We start from the raw sequence: 22,552 nt of genomic DNA, 5'->3' as shown, positions 1-22,552 counted from the left end.
CGGCCAGCGGATTCAATGGCTGAGGATGAATATGTTTGACGCGGTTTTCTTCGATCTCGACGGCACTCTGGTCGATACCGAGGCGCTGGCGCTACGCTCTAACATGCGGGTTTTTGCGGATCATGGCCATCCGGTCGAACCCGATTTCCTTCATGAGCTGATCGGCAAGGATGAGCCCGCAGTCACCCAATATCTGCGTGAGACGCTGCCGGGACTGGACGCCGTACAGCTGCAGACCGATCTGCACCGCGCCTTTTACGAAGATCTCGAAGCGGGCCTTGATCTGAAACCCGGCGCGCGCCAGCTCCTTGACGGGCTCGCGGTGCCTGCGGTGCTGGTGACTTCGTCGGGGCGCCCGGGCGCGCTGCGCAAGCTTGAGCTGACCGGCATCCATGCGGCCTTTGCCGGGGTGATCACGCTGGACGAGGTGACGCGGCCAAAGCCCGATCCGCAGCCCTATCTGATGGCGGCAGAGATGCTGGATCTCGACCCGTCGCGCTGCCTGGTCTTCGAGGACAGCGAGACCGGCGCTGAGGCCGGCCATCGCGCCGGCTGCACCGTGGTGCAGGTGAAAGACGTCGTCAGCCCGACAGGCCGCTGGGCACATCACATCGCCGATGACCTGCTGGCGGGCGCCCGCCTTGCCGGTCTCGCCATCTGAGCCCCTCTTGCGTCAGCCTTTCAGGCCGCTTATATCGGACTTGAGAGGTTGGCGCGGGTGAACGCCTCGCCAACCCGGTCAGGTCCGGAAGGAAGCAGCCGTAACGAGATCCGTTTGGGTCGTTGTCCAGCCTCTCACCTTTTCCCCTGCCAAGCCGTTGATGCGAAATAGCACCCTTGAAAACAAGGGCTTACTGATATTTCTTGGTCGGGGTCGCCTGCCGGAACAGGGTCAGGGATGGCGACACTCGGCAAATGCTCTGATTGAGCCGGTATTTGCTGCCAGCGCCGCGAAAAGCGTCACCGGCTTATACTGCGCCAGCAGTCCATTCCCCCTCGCCCCAGCCGGTCGGGAGATTGTCAAGGGCGAGCGGGATGAACTCCGCCCGGGGCCAGCGCATTGCAGGTATGCGAGCCGACAGAGCCCGCGCCCTCAGACATTGTAGTAGTCACGATACCAGGCGACGAAAGCCGCCACCCCTTCGGGCACGCGGGTTTTGGGCTGATAACCGGTCAGGCTTTTCAACAGGTTCGCATCGGCCCAGGTCGCGGGTACGTCACCGGCCTGCATCGGCATCAGATTGCGGATCGCCTTGCGCCCGGTGGCGGCCTCGATGGCTGCGATGAAATCATCCAACTCCACGGCTTCGGAATTGCCGATATTCACCACACGCCAGGGCGCCACCGGCGAAAGGCTGTCGCCTTCGGACACCTGGCCATTTTCCGGCGTCACAGGGGCAGCGTCGATCAGAAGGCGGATCCCTTCCACCAGGTCGTCGATATAGGTAAAGTCGCGCTTCATCTCGCCATGGTTATAGACGTCGATGGGCTCGCCTCTGAGAATTCTCGCGGTGAATTTGATCGGCGCCATATCCGGGCGCCCCCAGGGTCCGTAAACCGTGAAAAAGCGGAACATCGTCACCGGCAGGCCGAAGAGATGCGCATAGCTGTGCGCCATGCCTTCCGTTGCCTTTTTCGTCGCGGCATAGAACGACATCTGATGATCGGCGCGGTCGGTTTCCGCATAGGGCATCTTCGTATTGGCGCCATAGGCCGAAGAGGTCGAGGCCAGCAGCAAATGCTGCGGTGGGAAGGCGCGGGCTGCCTCTAATATCTCGAAAGTGCCGACGATATTGCTTTCCAGATAGGCGCGCGGGTTGTCGATGGAATAGCGCACCCCGGCCTGGGCGGCGAGATGGATCACCACATCGGGGCGATGGGTTTCGAACAGCTGCATCATCAGGCCGGGTGTCTCAACCGAATCATTCACGACCTGGAAGCCCGGATCCTGGCTCAGCATCGCCTGGCGGCGCTGTTTCAGTGTCACGTCATAGTAATCGGACATATTGTCGAGCCCGATCACCTGGAAGCCATCTGCCAGCAGGCGACGGCAGAGGTGATAGCCGATAAAGCCCGAAGATCCCGTCACCAGCGCTTTGCGTGTCTCAGCCATAAATCACCTTTATCCGATCAGCTCTTGCCTCAGCGCCGTCAGCCCGCGATCCATCAAATTCCGTGCTGCAACCGCATCTTCCGCCTCGGTATAGAGCCTGAATTCGGGCGCATTGCCAGAGGGGCGCAGATGCAGAATGGCGCCGGTCGCCAGGGTGATCCGCAACCCGTCTGTCAGATCGACAGCTTTTTCCTCCTGGCCAAGCCCGGCGAGAAAGGCCGCCCGTGCGCCCGCATCCCGGACCAGCCGCGTGAGAAAGGGGCCCGAGCGCTCTGGCGCGATCTCTTGCAGCCGGTCCGACAGGGTCACGACCGGTGGCTCACCCGCCACAAGGGTCGAGACCGTGCCGCCCTGCGCCGCAATCAGCACCATCAGGATCGGCAGCAGGAAATCGCGGGTCGGCAGCGCCTGGATCACGCCACCGGCCAGCGCCGCGTCAAAGCCCAGCAGGAAGCCGCCATTGGCTTCATATCCCACCACGCGCCCGCCCGCCGCTTCCATCGCAGCGATCACAAATGGCGAGCCGATCCTGGTGCGCCTGACCGAGGCAAATCCCTTGCGCATCACACCCGAATTCGAGGAAACCGGCGTCACCACCGTATCTGCCCCAAGCGCCGCAGCCGCGATCTGGCCGAGGATATCGCCGGGCACGATGCGCCCGGTCTCATCTGCCAAAAGCGGGCGGTCGGAATCGCCATCGGTCGAAATCAGGGCATCAAGGCCGTTCTCTGCCACCCAGATCGCGATCTGGCGCGCAACATCGGGGTCAACGGCTTCGGTATCGACCGGGATGAAGCTGTCGGAATGGCCAAACTCAATCGCCTCGGCGCCAAGTCCGCGCAGCGTTGACAGCATCGCCTCGCGTCCGACCGCCGAATGGCTGTAAACGCCGATCCGCCGCCCCTGCAGCGCATCAGGGCCGAAGACCGACACATAGCGGTGAATAAAGGCAGTATTGCCCCCGGCCTCCTGCAACCTGCGGCCGTCAGGGGCGGCATTACCCGGATCGCGGCCAAGGGCCCCAAGGATCGCGGTCTCATCTTCTTTGGTGATCTCGCCTGCAGGGGTGTAGAATTTCAGCCCGTTGCGATCGGCGGGGATATGGCTGCCGGTCACCATCACCGCCGCCGCTCCGGCCCGACGCGCGAGACAGGCCAGCGCCGGCGTCGGGAGCGCGCCACAGGCGGTGACATCAACGCCCTCCTTCAGCGCGGTCTCGATCACCACACGCGCAATGCCAGGGCTTGAGGGCCGCAGATCTTCGCCGACAAACAACCCGCCGCCCGAGCCGCCTTCCGTGGGGCAGGCCGCGAGAAAGGCGCGGGTGTAATCCGCCACCAATGCGTCGGTCAGTTCAGTCACGAGGCCGCGCAGGCCGCTGGTGCCAAATTTCGGAGCCATAGCTTCGCCTCCAGTCAGGATCGCCCTGAGTTTCCAGTCGTTTTCGGTTTTGGCCATAATCTGCAAATATATGCATCACAACCTCTGCGGTCGCGAAGGGGCAGAGGCGGGCCAGAAATTCCTGCCCTGCCCACTCTTCCGGGAGATTGGCAAAATCGCAAAACGATCCGGAAAAGCAACCACTTGCAGATCATAAACACTTGCAGTTCGCGGGGCGCCACCCCATCTGTGGGTGGTGACATCGCGGCCATAGTGCCGCGAAAATCCTGCCGCAGAAAAGAGATTTTCATCGGAATGTCTCATGAAACTGCGATCCATAGTGCCGCTGTCCTGACACTGGCATCTCGACACTGGCGCCCCGGGGCGCGACTATGCCGGAAAATGGAAAAGATCGGAACATGGCCGCAACGACGACCCCTTCCCGCCCCGGACCTCCCTCCCGCCCCGAGCCACCCTTTGCCGGGGAAACGCGGCACGGATATCGTCGCCCGCTGATCACCGATATTTCGGCGGCGCGCTGGCTCTTGCTCGCGATCCTCGCGGCCTCGGTCTATTTCTTCTACGGCTTTATCGTGCCCGTACTGGCCGCCACCGTGATCGCGGTCGCAAGCTGGCCCCTGCGCGAACGCTCGCTGCCAAAGCTGGGGCGCACCCTGACCGCCACGGCACTGGTGCTTGTGCTTTTGTGCTTTCTGGTGCTGCCGATCCTTGCGGCGCTGTTCTACGCCTTCCACGAATTGCGTGACTGGATCTCCTGGGGGTTCCGCATCAACAGCACCGGCACACCGCCGCCGCACTGGCTGGTCGAACTGCCGCAGGTCGGCGGCTGGATAGATGACAAATGGCGCGCGACCATTGGCCATCCCGGCGGCCTTGGGGAATTGGTGCAGCTGATCTCGGGCGAGAATATCGGCTCGATCTATCGCGGCGTGCTCAGCGCGGGATCGACCGCCTTCCACCTGTTCCTGAACCTCGTTTTCATGCTGATCGCGCTGTTCGTGTTCTATCGTGACGGCGACCGCGTGGTGGAACAGATCGACCGCGTCGGTGCCCGCATCCTCCCCGAACGCTGGAACCGCCTGTCGCGCATCGCGCCCGCCACCATTTCGGCCACAGTGACCGGCATGACGCTGATTGCGATTGGCGAAGGCGTGGTTCTGGGCATCGCCTATTACTTCGCGGGCCTGCCCTCGCCCGTCACCTTCGCCGTCATCACCGCCGTCATGGCGCTGATCCCCGGCGGCGCACCTTTGTCCTTCACCCTTGCCTCGCTGTATCTGGTCGCCTCGGGCTCGCCCTGGGCCGGGGTCGCGCTCTTCACCTGGGGCACGGTCGAGCTGTTCATCGTCGACAAGACCATCCGCCCGATGCTGGTCGGTGGCCCGGTGCGGCTGCCGTTCCTGCCGACCTTCTTCGGGTTGATCGGCGGGGTAAAGACCATGGGCATTGTCGGGCTTTTCGTCGGGCCGGTGCTGATGGCGCTTCTGATGTCGATCTGGCGGGAATGGCAGCGCGAAATACTTGAAGACGAGGCGCGCCGCCAGCCGCAGACGAATGCCTTGCCGCCGCTGGTGCCGCCGCCGGTCACAACCGCTGACGGGTAAGGCCCCCGCGGACTGCCCGATTGGCGGGCAGTTATTGCCCGGATTTGCGCCAATTGCGCGAAGAGATGGCAAACCCCCCTTGTCTGGCCCGGATTTGCCCTGAACTCTGGGGTTCCGGGCCGGGGGTGGAACATGTTGCCGGCCGCCAACAGGAAGTTCCGATGTCGATCAAGGCCGCAATCCATCACCTGACACATTACATCTATGACCAGCCGGTCCTGCTTGGCCCCCAGGTGATCCGGCTGCGACCGGCGCCGCATTCGCGCACCCGGGTGATCAGCCATAGCCTGAAAGTCAGCCCCGGCGGTCATTTCGTCAACCACCAGCAAGACCCTTACGGCAATTGGCTGGCACGTTTCGTCTTTCCTGAACCCGTGCGCGAGCTGAAGATCGAGGTTGATCTGGTCGCCGATATGACCGTCTACAACCCGTTTGATTTCTTCGTCGAGGAAAGCGCCGAGACCTTTCCCTTCACCTATCCCGACGATCTGATCCAGGACCTGTCGATCTATCGCCAGGTGGAGCCACAGGGCGCCGAATTCGACGCCCTGCTCGCCTCGATCAGCCGCGCGCCATTGCGCACTGTCGATTTCATCGTCGGGCTGAACGCGCGGATTGCCTCAGAGGTGAACTACCTGATCCGGATGGAGCCGGGCGTCCAGACGCCGGCGCAGACGTTGCAACTTGCCTCGGGGTCGTGTCGCGACAGCTCCTGGCTGCTGGTCAATCTTTTGCGCCATCTGGGGTTCGCTGCGCGCTTTGTCTCGGGCTATCTGATCCAGCTGAAACCAGATCTGAAGGCGCTGGATGGCCCCTCGGGAACCGAGGTCGATTTCACGGATCTTCACGCCTGGGCCGAGGTCTATCTGCCCGGCGCCGGCTGGATCGGGCTGGACCCGACCTCGGGCCTTCTGACCGGCGAGAGCCATATCCCGCTTTCCGCGACACCGCATTACCGGAATGCCGCCCCGATCACCGGCGGTTTTACGGGGCAGGCCAATGTCGGTTTCGATTTCGACATGCGCGTGACCCGGATCTCGGAGCATCCGCGCATCACCAAACCGTTTTCCGATGCGGCCTGGGAGGAGTTGACCGCCCTTGGCGCCCGCGTCGATCAGGCGCTGGCGGCGGGGGATGTGCGGCTCACCATGGGCGGCGAGCCGACCTTCGTCTCGATTGATGATTTCGAAAGCCCGGAATGGAATTCCGAAGCCGTCGGGCCCCAAAAACGCGCGCTGGCCGATCAGATGGTGCGCCGCTTGCGCGACCGTTTCGCGCCGGGGGGCTTTCTGCATTACGGCCAGGGCAAATGGTATCCGGGCGAGACGCTGCCGCGCTGGACCTTTTCACTTTACTGGCGGCGGGACGGCCATCCGGTCTGGCAAGATGCCAGCCTGATCGCCCCCGAAGGCGAGGATCAGGGCGCGACGCCCGAACAGGCGGCGGCGCTTCTGTCGGAAATCGCGCTACAGCTTGATCTGCCGCAGGATTTCATTCTGCCCGCCTATGAAGACCCCGCCGAATGGCTGGTGAAAGAGGCGATGCTTCCCGAGAACGTCACCCCGGAAAACCCCGAGCTGAAAGACCCCGAGGCGCGGCATCGCATTTCGCAGGTCTTCGCGCGCGGGCTGACGGAGCCTGTCGGCTATGTCTTGCCGGTGCAGCCCTGGCAGGGGCGCGACCACGGGCGGAAATGGGTGTCAGAATTGTGGTCCATGCGTCGCGGCAAGGTCTTTCTGACCCCCGGTGACAGCCCGGTCGGCTACCGGCTGCCGCTCGGCAGTCTGAAGCATCTCTCCGCCGCAGAATACCCCTGGCTGAACCCTGCCGATCCGACCGAAGCCCGCCCCGACCTGCCGAAACCCGACGCCAATCCGCAGCCCCGCGCCAGCTTTACCGCCGCGCCCGGAGGCCAGCAGATCACCGAACAGATCGCCGGTTCCGAACTGGGCGGTGCCGTTCGCACCGCGCTGTCGATCGAGCCGCGCGAGGGGCGGCTTTCGGTTTTCATGCCCCCGGTGGTGCGGCTTGAGGATTATCTCGACCTGCTGGCTGCAACTGAGACGGCGGCGGCAAAACTGGGTCTGAAAGTCCATATCGAGGGCTATCAGCCACCGCATGATCCACGAATGAATGTGATCCGCGTTGCCCCCGATCCGGGTGTGATCGAGGTGAATATCCACCCGGCCACCTCATGGGAAGACTGCGTCGCGATCACCAATGGCGTCTATGAGGATGCCCGCCAAAGCCGTCTTTGCGCCGAGAAATTCATGATCGACGGCAAACATACCGGCACCGGGGGCGGCAACCATGTCGTGGTCGGCGGTGCCACAACGCTCGACAGCCCCTTCCTGCGCCGCCCTGACCTCTTGCGCTCACTGATCCTGCACTGGAACCGGCATCCCTCGCTGTCTTACCTGTTCTCAGGCCTCTTCATCGGCCCGACCTCCCAGGCGCCCCGGATCGACGAGGCCCGCCATGACGCGCTTTACGAGATGGAAATCGCGCTGTCGCAGATCCCCGCGCCATCCGAGGGAGAGCCGCCGCTGCCCTGGCTGACCGACCGGCTGCTGAGAAACTTGCTCACCGATGTGACCGGCAACACCCACCGCGCCGAGATCTGCATCGACAAGCTCTATTCTCCGGATGGTCCGACCGGCCGGCTGGGCCTTGTCGAATTCCGTGGCTTCGAGATGCCGCCGGATGCGCGGATGTCTCTGGCTCAGCAACTCCTGATCCGCGCCCTGATCGCACGATTCTGGAACGCTCCGTCCTCCGGCCCGCTGACCCGCTGGGGAACCAGCCTGCATGACCGTTTCATGCTGCCGCATTTCGTCTGGCAGGATTTCCGCGATGTGCTGGCCGATCTGCGCACCCATGGTTTTGATCTGAAAGAGGAATGGTTCAGCGCGCAGGCAGAGTTCCGTTTCCCCTTCTGCGGCGAAGTGGATTATGAGGGCACCCATATCGAGATCCGCCAGGCGCTGGAGCCCTGGCATGTTCTGGGCGAGACCGGCGCCATTGGCGGCACCGCGCGCTATACCGACAGCTCGACCGAACGGCTCCAGGTGAAACTGACCACCGCCGACCCATCCCGCTATGCCGTGACCTGCAACGGGCGCGAGCTGCCCCTGACCGCTACCCGCAGCGGCGAGGCGGTGGCGGGCCTCCGGTTCAAGGCATGGGAGCCGGCACTGGCCATCCATCCGCGCCTGAAATCCCAGGCGCCTTTGTCCTTTGACCTTTATGACCGCTGGTCGGGGCGCAGTCTGGGCGGCTGCACTTATCATGTCGCCCATCCTGGCGGGCGGAATTACGACACTTTCCCGGTCAACGGCAACGAGGCGGAGGCACGGCGCCTCGCGCGGTTCCAGCCTTTTGGCGGCACCGGCAATCTCTGGCAGCCACAGGCCGAGACCCGGCACCCGGAATTCCCGCTGACCCTTGACCTGAGACGCCCCATCGGCATCTGGTCCAGCCATGACTGGTGACTTGCCTTCCCCTTCGGTTCCGGCCAGAGCTTCGCCTTCCGGATCAGAGCCGCGTCACGATTTCGGCCTGGCAGCGTACCGCCCTTTGCCCGGCGTCCCCGATGAGCTGATCGGGCCGGACGGGCAGATGCGCCCGCTCTGGCGGCCCTTAATCAACCATCTGGAAACGCTTTCCGACACTGATCTGACCCGTGCGATCGAGCGCGCCGATCTTTACCTGCGCGATTCCGGGGTGATTTACCGGCAGTATGACACCTCTGCCGGTACGGCTTCGGTCGAGCGCCCCTGGCCGCTGAGCCATCTGCCGGTGCTGATCGACGAGGCCGACTGGACCCGGCTTTCCGCCGCGTTGATCCGGCGCGCCGATTTGCTGGAACTGTTGATGGCGGATATTTACGGGCCAAACCGGATGGTCGCAGAGGGGCATCTGCCGGCCGAATTGCTGGCGGGCAACCCCGCCTGGGCGCAGCCGATGGTCGGGATCGCGCCACGCTCCGGCCATTTCCTGCATTTCGTCGCCTTTGAGATCGGGCGCGGCCCCGACGGGCAATGGTGGGTGCTCGCTGACCGGACCGAGGCACCTTCGGGCGCGGGTTATGCGCTTGAGACCCGGGTCGCCACCACCCGCGCCTTTGGGCCGCAGCTTTTTGGTCCGCAGCTGCACCGGCTTGCCGGGTTCTTCCGCGAGTTTCGCGATCACCTCCTGTCGATGCGGACGGATCCTGCCGCGCGGGTGGCGATCCTGACACCAGGGCCCTGGAACGAGACCTGGTATGAACAAGCCTGGCTTGCACGATATCTGGGCATCAGCCTGGTTCAGGGCGAGGATCTGACGGTCGAACACGGCCGGCTGATGCTGCGCACTGTCTCGGGCCTCAAGCCGCTGGATGTGCTGTGGCGCAGGCTCGACGGGTCTTTCGCCGACCCGCTGGAGCTGGACCCGGCCTCACGGCTTGGCACGCCGGGCCTCGTCTCGGCGCTGCGCCAGGGCGGGCTTTCGATGGTCAACCCGCCGGGATCGGGCGTGCTGGAGACGCGGGCTCTGATGGCCTTCCTGCCGCGCCTCGCGCCGGTCCTGACCGGGGAAAAGCTGATGCTGCCGAATATCGCGACCTGGTGGTGCGGAGATGCGGCGGCCCGCCAGGCCGTGATGGCAGCAGCAGATCGCATGATCCTGTCGCCCGCGCTTGGCACCGGCCTGCCCTATGACCGGATGGATGACCCGCTGGCGGCGGCCAGCCTGACGCCAGACGCCCTGAGTGACCGGCTGGAACGTGACCAGGGCGCGCTGGTGGCGCAAGAGGTTGTGCGGCTTTCAACCACCCCCGCCCTGGTCGATGGCAGGATCACGCCGCGCCCGATGTCGCTCAGGGTCTATCTCGCGCGCACCGCTTCGGGGTGGAAGGTGATGCAGGGTGGTTTCGCCCGGATCGGCGCCACCACCGACCCGGCGGCGCTGGCGATGCAGCGCGGCGGAGGGGCGGCGGATGTCTGGATCATCTCGCCTGACCATGTGGACGGCGATACGCTGATGAGCCGCCCGGCAGGGCAGAGCGGCATGCCCGAACCCGATGAGCTGCCCGCCCGCGCCGCTGACAACCTGTTCTGGCTGGGTCGCTATGTCGAACGCAGCGAGGGCATGGTGCGGCTGTTGCGCGCGCATCATGGCCGCATCGCTGTAAGCGGCACCGGATCACTGCCGCTGCTGGCCGAGACCGATCAGCTCCTGGAATTTGCCGGTCTCGACCCTGCCGATCCGATTCCCGAGGGGCTTTTGGACACGATCGGGCGCGCGCTCACCTCGGCGGCGCAGCTGCGCGACCGCTTCTCGACCGATGGCTGGGCGGCGCTGACGGATCTCGATAAATCGGCACGACGCCTGGCGCAGCAGGTCACCCCGGGCGATGATGCAGCCCAGGCGCTGTCGGCGCTGTTGCGCAAGCTCGCGGGCTTTTCGGGCCTGGTGCATGAAAACATGTACCGGCTGATCGGCTGGCGCTTCCTGACGCTGGGCCGGATGCAGGAACGCGCCCGGAATATGGCGGGCTGGCTGGCGGCGCTGACAGATCCCGAAGCCGACCCCGGCGGCATCGACCTGTGTATCGAGCTGGGCGATTCCGTCATGATCCATCGGCGCCGCTATTCCATGAGTTCGGGGCGCGGGCCGGTGATCGGGCTTTTGGCGCTGGACCCGCTGAACCCGCGCGCGATCCGCAACCAGGTCGATGGCATGATGGATCTGATCCGGATGCTGCCCGAGGCCCTGGTCGAAAACCGGCTGAGCGCCCCGGCACGCGCATTGCTGCGGCTGCAGACCGACCTCGCCACCGCTACGCCGGAAACGCTCGACAGTGCAGCGCTCTATGCCGTGCAGATGCGGCTGGGCGAGGTTTCAGACCTGATCTCGGAGCGCTATTTCCGATGAGCCTTTATAAGCTGCGTCTGCAGATCAGCTATGAATTCGACCGGCCCAGCGGCGCCGGGCGGCAGCATTTCCGCATCCTTCCCGCCACTCTGCCCGGGCGCCAGCGTCTTCTGGGATCCCAGGTCACGCTGGAGCCGGAACCGGGCGAGCTGGGCTTTTTTACCGATTTTTTCGGCACTGCTGTCGTTGAGGCGGCGATCCCCGCCGGGCTGACGCGGCTTGAGCTGCGCCTTGAAGCCGAGGTCGAGCGGCTGGCAGAGCCCGGGGGCCTCGACCTCTCGATGCCGGTCACCCAACTCGGCCCCGAGATCGCGCAATGCCGCAGCCTCGGGCCGACATCGCCGCTGCATTACCACTTGCCCTCGCGCCGCATCCCAGAGGTGGGCGCCATCAGCGATTTTGCGGCCGGCGCGCTGAGGACGGGAGACAGCGTGGCGGTGGTGACAGAACGGCTTGGCCTCATGCTCCATGACCATATGAGGTTCGAGACCGGCGCCACCGATGTCAACACGTCGCCGGCCGAGGCCTTTGCCGCACGCCATGGCGTCTGTCAGGATTTCGCGCAGATCATGGTGGGCGGCCTCAGGAGCCTCGGCATTCCGGCAGCCTATGTGGCAGGCTATCTGCGTACCCTGCCGCCGCCCGGGCGAAAGCGCCTCATTGGCGCCGATGCGATGCATGCCTGGGTCAGGGCCTGGGGCGGCAGCCAGCGCGGCTGGATCGATTATGATCCGACCAATGCCTGTTTCACCGGCGCAGATCATATAGATGTCGGCATGGGTCGCGACTATGGTGATGTGGCGCCGGTGACGGGGATGCTGCGGCTTGACGGCCAGCAGGAGGGCCGTCATTCGGTGGATATTACCGAGGCCGGGGAGGGCTGAGATGACACAAAGCGAATTGCCGGTCGCGGTGATCACCGGTGCCGGATCGGGGATCGGGCGCGCCGTGGCACAGGCGCTGATCGCGGCGGGCTATCGCTGCGCGCTGATCGGCCGTCGCGAGGCGCCCCTGGCGGAAACGGCGGCGCACAGCGCAGATCCCGACCGCGCGCTGATCGTCACCGCCGATCTGAGCCAGTCCGACGCGGTCCGCGAGGCTTTCGCGCAGATCGTCGCGCGTTTTGGCCGGATCGATTTCCTCTTCAACAATGCCGGTGCCTTTGGCGGCCAGGCGCGGGTCGAGGATACCACGCCGGACAGCTGGGATGCGGTGATTGCAATCAACCTGAACGGCGCCTTCTATTGCGCGCGCGAGGCCTGGCGGCAGATGCTGGTGCAAGATCCCAAAGGCGGGCGCATCCTCAACAATGGCTCGATCTCGGCCTATGTGCCACGACCGCAGACGATCTCTTACGCGGCGTCGAAACATGCGGTGACCGGGCTGACCAAATCCCTCGCACTTGAGGGGCGCGAACATGGCATAGCGGTCGGCCAGATCGATATCGGCAATGCTGCAACGCCGATGACGGCTGAAATGCCCAGGGGCATGCTCCAGGCCGATGGCAGCATCCGCCCCGAGCCGGTGATGGATGTCGCCCATGTCGCCGAAGCCATCGTGATGATCGCGCGCCAGCCGCTGTCGGTGAACACGCTTTTCACCACGATCATGGCGACCGCGATGCCCTATGTCGGGCGCGGCTGAGCCTCACGGCTGATCCTTGCCGATCCGCACAGAGCCTGTGACGCCCGGGCCGTAATGCGTAACACTGAATGCATGGATCAACAGAAGGAAGCCTTCAAATGTCCAAGCTGGAAGTCGCCGTCCTGGTCGGAAGCCTGCGCGCCGGGTCTTACAATCTCTCGGTCGCCAAAGGGCTGCAGGCCCTTGCACCCGAGGGCATGACCCTTGAGATCATCCCGATCGGGGATCTGCCCTTTTACAACCAGGATCTGGACGAGGGCACCCCACCCGCTGCCTGGACCGCATTCCGCAAGGCAATTGCGGCGAAACAGGCGGTGATCTTTGTCACGCCGGAATATAACCGCTCGGTGCCGGCGGTGCTGAAAAACGCATTGGATGTCGGCTCGCGCCCCTATGGGCACAGTGTCTGGGGCGGCAAGCCAGCTGCAGTGATCTCGGCTTCGATGGGCGCGATTTCGGGTTTTGCCGCCAATCACCATCTGCGCCAGTCGCTGGTCTTCCTCGACATGCCAACGCTGCAGCAGCCAGAAGCCTATCTGGCCCAGGTGCAGAACATGCTGGATGACAAGGGCGGGCTGAAACCAGAGACCGCAAAATTCCTCGGCACCGTGCTGGAAAAATTCGCGACTTTCGCCGCGAAGAACATCTGACCCTCCAGGGCGCGCGCAACCAAAAGGCCCCGCCATGTAAACATGGCGGGGCAGTGGCACCCCAGGCGGACCGGGGCGCAGGCGTTCGTGTATCTTATGGGAATCGCGTCAGTTCGGGCGTGCAACTCCACCTGCATCGGCCCCCATCTCGGCCCGGATCTGCTGGCGCAGGATATCGATCGGGATCATTTTCCCGTCGCGTTTGAAATGCCAGTAGGTCCAGCCATTGCAGGACGGCGCACGCTCATAAGCCGCCCCCACCTGGTGGATCGAGCCCTTGACATCATTGCCGATCAGCGTGCCATCGGCGCGCACCTTGGCCTTGTAGCGATTGCCCAGCGACCAGAGCTCCTCACCCGGGCGCAACATGCCGCGCTCCACCACCTGGCCGAAGGGCACCCGCGGTTCAGCCCGTTTCGATCCGGTGATCTCCAGTGCCGAAGCGTCATATTTGCGCACCCGTGCCAGCCGCTCCAGCGCGGCCTTGCGATAGGCCTCCTCGCGCTCGATCCCGATGAAATCGCGGCCCAGCATCTTGGCGACAGCCCCCGTGGTGCCGGTGCCAAAGAACGGATCCAGCACAACATCGCCCGGATTGGTCGTCGCCAGCAATACCCGGTGCAACAGCGCCTCGGGCTTTTGCGTCGGATGCGCCTTGTCGCCATGCTCGTCCTTCAGACGCTCATGCCCGGTGCAGATCGGGATCACCCAGTCCGAGCGCATCTGAATGCCTTCGTTCAGGGCCTTCAAGGCCTCGTAATTGAAGGTATATTTCGCTTTCTCGTCTTTCGAGGCCCAGATCAGGGTCTCATGCGCATTGGTCAGGCGCTTGCCTTTGAAATTCGGCATCGGGTTCGATTTGCGCCAGACCACGTCGTTCAGAATCCAGTAGCCCTGGTTCTGCAGCTCGGCACCCAGACGGAAGACATTGTGGTAAGACCCGATCACCCAGATCGCGCCATTGGGCTTCAAAAGCCGCTTTGCAGCCGCCAGCCAGCGTTTGGTGAATTCATCGTAAGTGGCAAAAGAGGCGAACTGATCCCAGTGATCATCCACCGCATCGACCTTGGAATTATCCGGCCGGTGCAAATCGCCCTTCAGCTGAAGGTTGTAGGGCGGGTCCGCAAAAATCAGGTCCACCGAGCCCGCCGGCAGGCTCTCCATGATCTCGATGCAATCACCCGCAAGAATTTCGTTCAGCGGAAGCGCATGCTCCGCCGGTGCTTTTTTCGTCGCCATATTCTGCCTCTGCTCGCGGCAATTCTTGTGTGCCGTCTTGTGGATAAAGATGAGTCAGAACTGATTCGACGTCAAATTGTTTATTGAATCAAAGGCTTACATAAACATCTTGATACAAGATGTTGTGGATAGGTTTGAAGGAGCGTCTATGCACGGGGGTCACGCCAAAATCCAGGAGCGCCTGGAGATGCGCCTTTGTCGGGTAGCCGGCATTCCGCTCCCAGCCATAACCGGGAAACTGTTGCGCCAGATCCACCATGATCCGGTCGCGCGCAACCTTGGCGACAATTGATGCGGCGGCAATCGACTGGCAGCGGGCATCGCCCCTGACCAGCGCCCGGGCAGGGATCGTCAGACCGCGCGGCAAAAGATTGCCATCGATCAGGGCGAAATCGGGCCCCTGCCCCTGCCCCTGCCCCTGCCCCAGCCCCGCCACCGCCCGTTCCATCGCAAGATGGCTGGCACGCAGTATATTGATCTCGTCAATCTCTTCGACACTGGCATGCGCGACCGAGACGGCCGCATGGGTCAAAAGCCAGTCTGACAGCCGCTCGCGCGCCGCCTGGCTCATCGCCTTGCTGTCCCTGAGCCCCTCGGGGATATTTCCCGGATCCAGCCGCACCGCCGCCGCCGTCACCGGTCCCGCAATCGGTCCGCGTCCGACCTCATCGACACCCACGACACAGGTGGCGCCACCTGCCAGCGCCTCCGCCTCAAAACTGAAATCCGGAACCGTCACCATCACGCCTCGCCCAGGCCCTGTTCCGGCCCCGCTCATTTTCTGTCTCTTAAATATCCCCGCCGGAGGCTCCCGCCTCCAGCACCCCGCTCAGCCCTCAGCCGCGAGGATCCCCCGCAGCCCCGCCCGGTAATCCGGATATAAAAGCCGCACCCCCAGCTCGTCCCGGATCCGCGTATTCCGGACCCGCCGGCATTCCTCATAGAAACTGCGCGCAAGCGGCCCCATCTTCGCCTCGGCAAATTCCACCGCCGGCGGCTCCGGCAGGCCCAGAAGACCGGCGGCAAAGCTCAGCACCTCGGCGGCGGATGAGGGCAGGTCGTCGCAGACATTATAGATCCGCCCCGGCCAGGGCGCCGCCATCGAGGCCCGCAGCACCTGCACGATGTCATCGACATGGATACGCGAGAACACCTGGCCCTCTTTCAGGATCCGCCGGGCCGAGCCATTGCGGATCTTCTCAAACGGCCCGCGCCCCGGCCCGTAAATCCCGGCCAGGCGAAACACCTGCACCGGCAGCCCGCTCGTCAGCCAGTCGCGCTCGGCGCGGACCCGCTCGCCCGAACGCGCCCGCGCCGGCAAAACCGGCGAGGTCTCATCCACCCAGGCGCCACGCGTATCGCCGTAAACTCCGGTGGTCGAAAGGTATCCCATCCATTCCACCTGCGCCTCGCGAATCCCGGGCCAGGCGTTCAGGAACGGATCGCCCGCCTCATCGGGGCTCGCGGAATGCAGGATATGCGTGGCGCGCGCCAGTGCAGGCGCAAGATCCGCGCCCCGCGCCGGATCCCAGACCAGAGGCTCGACGCCCATTGCCTCAAACGCCGCCGCCTTTGCCGCATCGCGGGTGGTGCCGATCACGGTCCAGCCCTCGGCCAACAGCCCGCGCGCCAGCGCGGCGGCGCAATATCCATGTCCAAGAGAAAGCAGTGTTTTCATGGCCGCGACTATCTCTCTGCACGCGCGCCACTGCAAGCGCCCCGCTCGGCCCCCGCGCCCCGTTACCTGGAGTTCACTTGCCTCAGCGCCCCGCTTTGCGCTTAACTCAGCCAGATGGCCCGCCGGATGTCTCTCCCGATCATCCGTCAGGCCGCAGCGATCCAAAGGACAAAACGGACAAGTGTCGATCCTTCTTTTGCCAGACCCGAGCGAAGCGCAAAGCTTCACCGATGCCACCGAAGCCGTTGACCGGCTGCATGTGCTTTATGACGAGGCCACCGCCCATCTGATCAGCCAGTTCCGCGAGGCGCTGATCACTGGCCGACCGACAAACCGGATCCGCGCCTATTACCCGGAAATCCGCCTTGTGGTGGACAGTTTCTCGAATGTCGACACCCGCCTGTCCTTTGGCCATGTCGCGCGGCCAGGCACCTATTCCACCACCGTGACCCGCCCTGATCTGTTTCGCAATTATCTGATCCAGCAGATCGGCCTTCTGGTCCGCAATCACGGGGTGCCGGTCACCATTGGCCCCTCGGTCACGCCGATCCCGCTGCATTTCGCGGTGGCGGGTCAGCCCGACCTGATCATCCCCCAGGCCGGCGCGCTGGATTTCCCGCTGCGCGATGTGTTCGACGTGCCGGACCTCGCGACCACCAATGACGACATCGTCAACGGAACGCTCGAACATTTCGCCGATGGCTCGATGCCGCTCGCGCCCTTTACCGCGCAGCGCGTCGATTACAGCCTGGCACGGCTGGCGCATTACACCGCAACCAGCCCGCGGCACTTCCAGAACCATGTTCTGTTCACCAATTACCAGTTCTATGTCGATGAATTCGAGGCCTTCGCCCGCGCGGCGCTTGATGACCCGAATTCCGGCTATTCCAGCTTTGTCGCAACCGGCGATCAGGAGATCACCTCCGGGGATGGCAGGATCCTCCTTCCGTCGAAAATGCCGCAAATGCCGACCTATCACCTGAAACGCCCGGATGGCGACGGCATCACGCTGGTCAATATTGGTGTTGGCCCGTCGAATGCCAAAACCGCCACCGACCATATCGCGGTCCTGCGCCCGCATGCCTGGCTGATGGTCGGCCATTGCGCCGGGCTCAGAAACACCCAGGCGCTTGGCGATTACGTCCTCGCCCATGCCTATCTGCGCGAGGATCATGTGCTGGATGACGACCTGCCGGTCTGGGTGCCGATCCCGGCGCTGGCCGAGATCCAGATCGCACTGGAAGACGCGGTCGAAGAGGTCACCCGGCTGGAAGGCTACGAGCTCAAGCGCATCATGCGCACCGGCACGGTCGCCACCATCGACAACCGCAACTGGGAATTGCGCGATCAGTCCGGCCCGGTGCGGCGGCTGTCGCAGTCGCGCGCGGTGGGGCTGGATATGGAATCGGCCACCATCGCGGCCAACGGGTTCCGCTTCCGGGTGCCTTACGGGACGCTGCTTTGCGTTTCCGACAAACCGCTGCATGGCGAGCTGAAGCTTCCCGGCATGGCGACCGAATTCTACCAGGCCCAGGTCGGGCGGCACCTGCAGATCGGCATCCGCGCGATGGAGCTGCTGCGCGAAACCCCGTTGGAACGCATCCATTCGCGCAAATTGCGCAGCTTTGAGGAAACCGCATTCCTGTGAGACATAGGGAATTCCGGTGAAAACCGCTGATTTCCAGCCCCGGCTGCGTTCTGGGGCTTGATTTCGCCCCACTTTCCAGGTGACTGAGCGACAGCCCTGAAAAGGGGGTCCCGAAGCCGCAATTGCAGGCCCGGGATCAGAAGGACAAGCCGAACGAGAACAGGAGACACCAATGTCCAAGCCGATGACCAAGACCCAGCTTGTGGCTGCCCTTGCCGAAGCAATGGGCGCCGACAAGAAAACCGCTTCGGCCGCACTGGATGCGATTGCTGATGTGGTGGCAAAGGAAGTCACTGCAGGTGGTGCAGTCACCCTGCCGGGCCTCGGCAAAGTGGCCTGCAAAGAGCGCCCCGAGCGTCAGGTCCGTAACCCGGCCACCGGTGAAACCATGACCAAACCGGCCGACAAGCAGGTGAAATTCACCATCGCCAAAGCTCTTAAAGACCTGGTCAACGGCTGATCTTCGGATCAGGCCAGAAGACCGGTTGCAAGACGGATGGGGTCGCCCGGGATCAGCCCGGGACGGCCCTTTTCTTTTGCGCTCCGCCGTTCGGGAGGCGATACTGCGATAAGCGGCGGAGACGGCAATGACAGATCTTTTCGGTGATGCAGACCTCCCGCAACGGGGTCGCGAAGACCTGGCCCCCGGTGCGGTGCTGCTCAGGTATTTTGCAGGCCCCGAGGCCCATGCGCTGACCGATGGGATCGCGGCGGTCGCCGCCATCTCGCCCTTCCGCCATATGGTCACGCGCGGCGGCTTTGCCATGTCGGTTGCGATGACGAATTGCGGCAGCGGCGGCTGGGTCAGCGACCGGCGCGGCTATCGCTATCAGGCGCTTGATCCCGAAACCGGCGCGCCCTGGCCCGCTATGCCGGCCGCCTTCCGCGCCCTCGCGCAGGATGCCGCCACAGAGGCCGGCTATCCCGGCTTTGCCCCGGATGTCTGCCTGATCAACCGGTACCAGCCCGGCGCAAAAATGGCGCTGCACCAGGATCAGGATGAGGCGGATTTCTCACAGCCCATCGTTTCGGTCTCGCTGGGCCTTGCCGCGATCTTCCGCTTTGGCGGGCTGAACCGCAGCGACCCGGCGCGGAAGATTCCGCTTTTACATGGCGATGTCGTGGTCTGGGGTGGCCCCTCGCGACTTTACTTCCACGGGATCGATGCGCTGAAACCGGGCACCCACCCGGTTTGCGGTGACCTGCGGCTGAACCTCACCTTCCGCCGCAGCTGACGCCGCCCGAAACGACCCTGAAAGGATCGCCTTCCAAATCGTGCTGACGAAATTCAGGACCAGGGCGGTTACGTCACGCTGTGCCTGCCCCGTCCCGGTGGCGCCATTTGATGCGCCCCTCAGACAGGGCATGAGACGATACCCTTTCTTGCGAAACGTGAAAGGCCTTCTTCTATGCACCCGGAACCAATGCCGGCGCAGAAATTCCTCATGACTTTGGCAGTGCCGACAGCCTTTCTCTCGGCCGAAATGCACTGTCCTAAGCTCACGCTACATCGTCATCACGGGCAGCGTAAGTTCGAAGCAGATCGCTGATGCCCTCGAATTCCATGCCTGCAGTCACGCTCTCTGCTGGTCTGCGGGCAGCAAGCTTCCGGTCGAGATCCTTGCTGGTGCCCCGGTCAGTTCCCCGGTCGGGCCGGGCATCTCTGGCAGCAGCTCCACCAGCACCCGCATCGTGATTAACGGGTCACTGACGGGCATTGCGAGCGGGAGACTCCCTGGCTCTGACACCGCCGTTCAGGTCAATGCCGGCCTGATCAGCGGCGTAGCTTTTGGTGTGTTTGACGTCGATGGCGGCGGCGGCGACGTGGTGCTGATCGCGTCCCGCAGGCCGGGGCGGTGATCGCGGCGGCAGACCGGCATCTGATCTGGCGTCGCACCCGTCACCACATCGGAACTCACGGTGCCGCTCAGCGCCGGCGGGATCCCCTCGCAGAGGCCAAACAACGCCCGGACATCAGGCAAGGGCGCAGCCTTCGCGCGGTCAAACCCGTTCCTGAATGCGGGGTCACAGCTCAGTCCCTGGCCAACCGCCACCTGCGCAGAATGGCGAATGGTTTTCGCTTCCCAATGCTGGTGCGGATCGCCGAGCCCCCCTGGATTGGCGGCGGGGTATGCGGTCGGCGGCCTCTTCCACCATCGCCATCGCGAACGTCTCACCGCGAGATGATCGATAAGCGCCGATGGCTATGTTGCAAATTTCAGCTGACGGTCGAGTTTCGGCTATCCCGGGACGGCCTGATCGCACGGCCTTTTTCCGAGATGTGCCGAAGGTGGTGTCGCGATTCTGAACGGTCACAGGGACCTGCAGGTCAGCGACCTTACGACCAAAGTCATGCGCCATGAGGCGGTGGCGCAAGAGTTTCAGACAATGCATTTTCGGTTCGGCGCGGCTCCGGCGGTAACAGCCGCTTGAGCGTCCCCACAAATCGCGACCGAGGAATTTGAGGGCCCGCAGCACCTGATTGCGCGTAATCGAGCCGGCGGTAACGGTCTTCCCTGGCTTCGCGATCCTGCGCGCGGGGGGAGGAGGGCATGAACGCCATTTGCGGTGAAGCAGGCAATCTGATAGTCCGGCGGGATCTGGCCGGGCAGATCGGGCAGGACCGACGCGCCGCCGATATGGCTCACCGTGATCCCGAGAGACCGAACCTCGGGCAGACCCGGGTCTGGGCCCTGGCGTCCAGCGAGGTGCTGTCCTAAAGCAACCTCAACGCCGTACTCAGGCCAAGGATCATGACGATCACGCCGGTCACGATCTCGGCCGCCGCAAAGAGGCGCGGGCTGGCGCCGGGCAAGGCCAGCGTCAGACCCTGGCGGGTCAGCCCGCGAGGGTCGCCGCAAGCGCTGTGATCAGGAAGGTGCCCGCCGCCATCACGATTGTGCCAAGGATCCCCAGCCCGTTGATCCCCAGCCTCCAGGTCAGGACCAGAAGGAACAATGCGCCGGTACAGGGCCTGAACGCGATCCCCGCCACCAGCGCCAGAACCTCGCGCCAGCCGGAGGCGGCGGCAACCTGTTCGGGGCCGGGCGCATGACCATGGCCGCAGCCACAGGTCTCGTCATGGTGATGATGCGTATGGACCATTGCGGGCCGCAACCGCCGCAGCCCGCGATGCAACAGCATGGCCCCGAGACCGGCGATTGCCAGCATTGCGAGGGGCTCGATCACCATGGCCAGCCCTTCGATCCGGTCGCGCGCGCCCTCGAACATCCAGATCCCGCCATAGACCAGCACAATCGCAACCAGCGCCTGGCCAAGCGCTGCAAGCCCGGCAATCCAGATGAGACGTCGCAGCGTGGCGCGGCTTGCGAAACCATAGCCGGCGATCAGCGCCTTGCCGTGCCCCGGCCCAAGCGCATGAAAAAAGCCATAGGCAAAACAGAGACCCAGGAATCCGGTCGCGGCCCCGGCCTCTCCGGCGCGAAGCGCCCGCAGCGACTGACCGAGCGCATTCTGAAACTCACGCTGGACCTGGATCAGCCGGCGCGCCAACCCGTCATCCAGCCCCGTCGTAAAGACCGCGACCGCGATCAGGGAGACCAGCAGAACCAGCCCCGGCAGCAAAAACCGCCGCCCCCTCATGGTGTCTCGCAGTCAAGCAGCACTGTATCGGCAAAGGCGCCGCCGATTTCGGGATAGGTCCCGGCCTCCAGCTCTGCATCGCTCAGCTGTGCGAGGGCCTCATCATAGAGCTGTTGCGCGCGGCGACTGTCGGCGGGCTCAACCCGGGCGCGGCAGCCAGGTTGCCCCTGGACGCCAGGCGTTCCGGCCAGATCATAAAAGATGTAATAAGACGGATCATAGGCCTGGAGGCGGATTTCGCCGCCGGCCGGGTCGCGTCGCTCGGGCAAGGCGCGGATATGGGTCATGCGGATCCGCCCCTCCCATAGGTCCGCCGCCCCCTCCTGCGGGCGCGAAAGCGCAACCGGCCTGCCTCCCTGGCTCAGCCAGAGATTGCCGTCGAAGCCCTCGGGCCAGTTTGTCGCCATCTCGTTCAGCCTCTCCGCCTCTTCTGCCGTCAGGATGCCGTCGCCATCCCTATCCATGCCCAGATCGCTCAGGATCAGAAGCGAGGTGAGGTCGTCATAGACCCATTCGACCGACACCGCCGCCAGCGATCCCTGATCATCGAACCGGAAAGTGAGGCCGGTATCGACAAATTCATGCGGATGCGACCGCGCCATCTGCGGCAGCGCGAGCCAGGCGAGGAGAGAGAGGAGCCGCAAGACCATACTCCTTCATACCCGCCGCCCCGTGGCGGCCGCAATTCACCGCCCCGTGAGACCAGCGCCATTGCGCAAGGGATCATCCGGGCAGAACGCCGCGCCGCCAGAAACAAGCCCTGGAATTGCAGTCCCGGCGGGTCGGGGCGTTTCCTGGCGTGGCCCACCCCAGATGACAGGCGCATCGCGCGAAATCAGTCTCTGTTCTGCCTGATTAAGCCGTTCCAGCATCCGGGCAAGGTCTCCTCCGGTTTCACGCCGCAGCCGCGTCCAGAGCCGCAGAGCGGAATGCGGGCTCCAGGGCAGCACCGCCTGCGACAGCCAGCAGCGCAGATCGGGCGGCAGGCGGTCAAACCGCTCCATCGGGCGCGGGCGGGCGCGTCCGCGCAGGCTTGTCACCAGATTGCGCGTCATG

General features: G+C 64.1%; 18 protein-coding genes, 1 other RNA gene and 1 pseudogene. 11 read left to right on the top strand and 9 right to left on the bottom strand.

The window, feature by feature from the left end; translation table 11 throughout:
- The first annotated feature begins 31 nt into the window (after positions 1-31).
- Positions 32-661 carry an HAD family phosphatase gene (locus tag QNO18_RS04535; protein WP_283176722.1) on the top strand — a complete coding sequence of 210 codons (630 nt, stop codon included), beginning with the start codon at positions 32-34 and terminating at the stop codon, positions 659-661.
- A 41-nt stretch (positions 662-702) separates the two neighbouring features.
- An RNA gene (gene ffs / locus QNO18_RS04530) (signal recognition particle sRNA small type) lies at positions 703-801 on the top strand.
- Between the two features lie 292 nt (positions 802-1,093).
- Here the strand turns inward: ffs and QNO18_RS04525 are convergent.
- Together QNO18_RS04525 and QNO18_RS04520 are read right to left on the bottom strand one after the other, a co-directional pair.
- Positions 1,094-2,113 (bottom strand): NAD-dependent epimerase/dehydratase family protein, encoded by a 1,020-nt coding sequence (locus QNO18_RS04525; protein WP_283176721.1) that lies wholly within the window; start codon positions 2,111-2,113, stop codon positions 1,094-1,096.
- Between the two features lie 9 nt (positions 2,114-2,122).
- Positions 2,123-3,514, bottom strand: a complete 1,392-nt coding sequence (locus QNO18_RS04520; protein ID WP_283176720.1) for a phosphomannomutase — start codon at positions 3,512-3,514, stop codon at positions 2,123-2,125.
- 398 nt (positions 3,515-3,912) lie between these two features.
- Here QNO18_RS04520 and QNO18_RS04515 point away from each other — a divergent pair, with 398 nt between their 5' ends.
- From QNO18_RS04515 to QNO18_RS04490, 6 genes are all read left to right on the top strand, one after another.
- The gene (locus tag QNO18_RS04515; RefSeq protein WP_283176719.1) at positions 3,913-5,118 is read left to right on the top strand and encodes an AI-2E family transporter; all 1,206 of its coding nucleotides are present in this window, start codon (positions 3,913-3,915) and stop codon (positions 5,116-5,118) included.
- A 161-nt stretch (positions 5,119-5,279) separates the two neighbouring features.
- Positions 5,280-8,609 (top strand): transglutaminase family protein, encoded by a 3,330-nt coding sequence (locus QNO18_RS04510; RefSeq protein ID WP_283176718.1) that lies wholly within the window; start codon positions 5,280-5,282, stop codon positions 8,607-8,609.
- 127 nt (positions 8,610-8,736) lie between these two features.
- Entirely contained in the window at positions 8,737-11,034 is a 2,298-nt protein-coding gene (locus QNO18_RS04505) for a circularly permuted type 2 ATP-grasp protein (protein ID WP_283176717.1), read from the top strand.
- The gene (locus QNO18_RS04500) at positions 11,031-11,918 is read left to right on the top strand and encodes a transglutaminase family protein (RefSeq protein WP_283176716.1); all 888 of its coding nucleotides are present in this window, start codon (positions 11,031-11,033) and stop codon (positions 11,916-11,918) included. The genes QNO18_RS04505 and QNO18_RS04500 overlap by 4 nt, the downstream gene beginning before the upstream one ends.
- 1 nt (position 11,919) lies before the next feature.
- Complete coding sequence (locus tag QNO18_RS04495; RefSeq protein ID WP_283176715.1) at positions 11,920-12,678, top strand: SDR family oxidoreductase; 759 nt, start codon at positions 11,920-11,922, stop codon at positions 12,676-12,678.
- 98 nt (positions 12,679-12,776) lie between these two features.
- On the top strand, positions 12,777-13,328 hold the full coding sequence (locus QNO18_RS04490; RefSeq protein ID WP_283176714.1) for an NAD(P)H-dependent oxidoreductase: 552 nt from the start codon (positions 12,777-12,779) through the stop codon (positions 13,326-13,328).
- A gap of 108 nt (positions 13,329-13,436) precedes the next feature.
- Here the strand turns inward: QNO18_RS04490 and QNO18_RS04485 are convergent, their stop codons facing one another.
- The 3 genes from QNO18_RS04485 to QNO18_RS04475 form a co-directional block, all read right to left on the bottom strand.
- A complete protein-coding gene (locus tag QNO18_RS04485; protein WP_283176713.1) occupies positions 13,437-14,567 on the bottom strand; it encodes a site-specific DNA-methyltransferase in 1,131 nt (376 codons plus the stop codon).
- An 88-nt stretch (positions 14,568-14,655) separates the two neighbouring features.
- Positions 14,656-15,312, bottom strand: a complete 657-nt coding sequence (locus QNO18_RS04480) for a ribonuclease HII (RefSeq protein ID WP_283178741.1) — start codon at positions 15,310-15,312, stop codon at positions 14,656-14,658.
- An 84-nt stretch (positions 15,313-15,396) separates the two neighbouring features.
- Positions 15,397-16,245: an SDR family oxidoreductase gene (locus tag QNO18_RS04475; protein WP_283176712.1), complete on the bottom strand. Its 849-nt coding sequence runs from the start codon at positions 16,243-16,245 to the stop codon at positions 15,397-15,399.
- 181 nt (positions 16,246-16,426) lie between these two features.
- Between QNO18_RS04475 and QNO18_RS04470 the strand changes: the two genes are divergently transcribed.
- The 3 genes from QNO18_RS04470 (at position 16,427) to alkB (ending at position 19,128) form a co-directional block, all read left to right on the top strand.
- Positions 16,427-17,893 (top strand): AMP nucleosidase, encoded by a 1,467-nt coding sequence (locus tag QNO18_RS04470; protein ID WP_283176711.1) that lies wholly within the window; start codon positions 16,427-16,429, stop codon positions 17,891-17,893.
- Positions 17,894-18,065: 172 nt separating this feature from the next.
- Positions 18,066-18,353, top strand: coding sequence for an HU family DNA-binding protein (locus QNO18_RS04465; RefSeq protein ID WP_092900635.1), 288 nt, complete (start codon positions 18,066-18,068; stop codon positions 18,351-18,353).
- A 127-nt stretch (positions 18,354-18,480) separates the two neighbouring features.
- Positions 18,481-19,128: a DNA oxidative demethylase AlkB gene (gene alkB / locus QNO18_RS04460; RefSeq protein ID WP_283176710.1), complete on the top strand. Its 648-nt coding sequence runs from the start codon at positions 18,481-18,483 to the stop codon at positions 19,126-19,128.
- A gap of 1,066 nt (positions 19,129-20,194) precedes the next feature.
- Here the strand turns inward: alkB and QNO18_RS04455 are convergent.
- The 4 genes and pseudogenes from QNO18_RS04455 to QNO18_RS04440 all read right to left on the bottom strand — a co-directional run.
- A pseudogene (locus QNO18_RS04455) lies at positions 20,195-20,565 on the bottom strand (IS5/IS1182 family transposase); the annotation flags it as partial.
- 166 nt (positions 20,566-20,731) lie between these two features.
- A complete protein-coding gene (locus tag QNO18_RS04450; RefSeq protein ID WP_283176709.1) occupies positions 20,732-21,478 on the bottom strand; it encodes a high frequency lysogenization protein HflD in 747 nt (248 codons plus the stop codon).
- A 14-nt stretch (positions 21,479-21,492) separates the two neighbouring features.
- Entirely contained in the window at positions 21,493-22,140 is a 648-nt protein-coding gene (locus tag QNO18_RS04445) for a DUF1007 family protein (RefSeq protein WP_283176708.1), read from the bottom strand.
- Between the two features lie 42 nt (positions 22,141-22,182).
- Complete coding sequence (locus QNO18_RS04440) at positions 22,183-22,551, bottom strand: DUF6525 family protein (protein ID WP_283176707.1); 369 nt, start codon at positions 22,549-22,551, stop codon at positions 22,183-22,185.
- Position 22,552 lies beyond the last annotated feature (1 nt).

The sequence above is a fragment of the Gemmobacter sp. 24YEA27 genome (genome assembly GCF_030052995.1).
Lineage (GTDB): Bacteria > Pseudomonadota > Alphaproteobacteria > Rhodobacterales > Rhodobacteraceae > Pseudogemmobacter.
The sequence above is the reverse complement of the archived record's forward strand: the minus strand, read 5'-3'. Positions and strand labels throughout refer to the sequence as shown.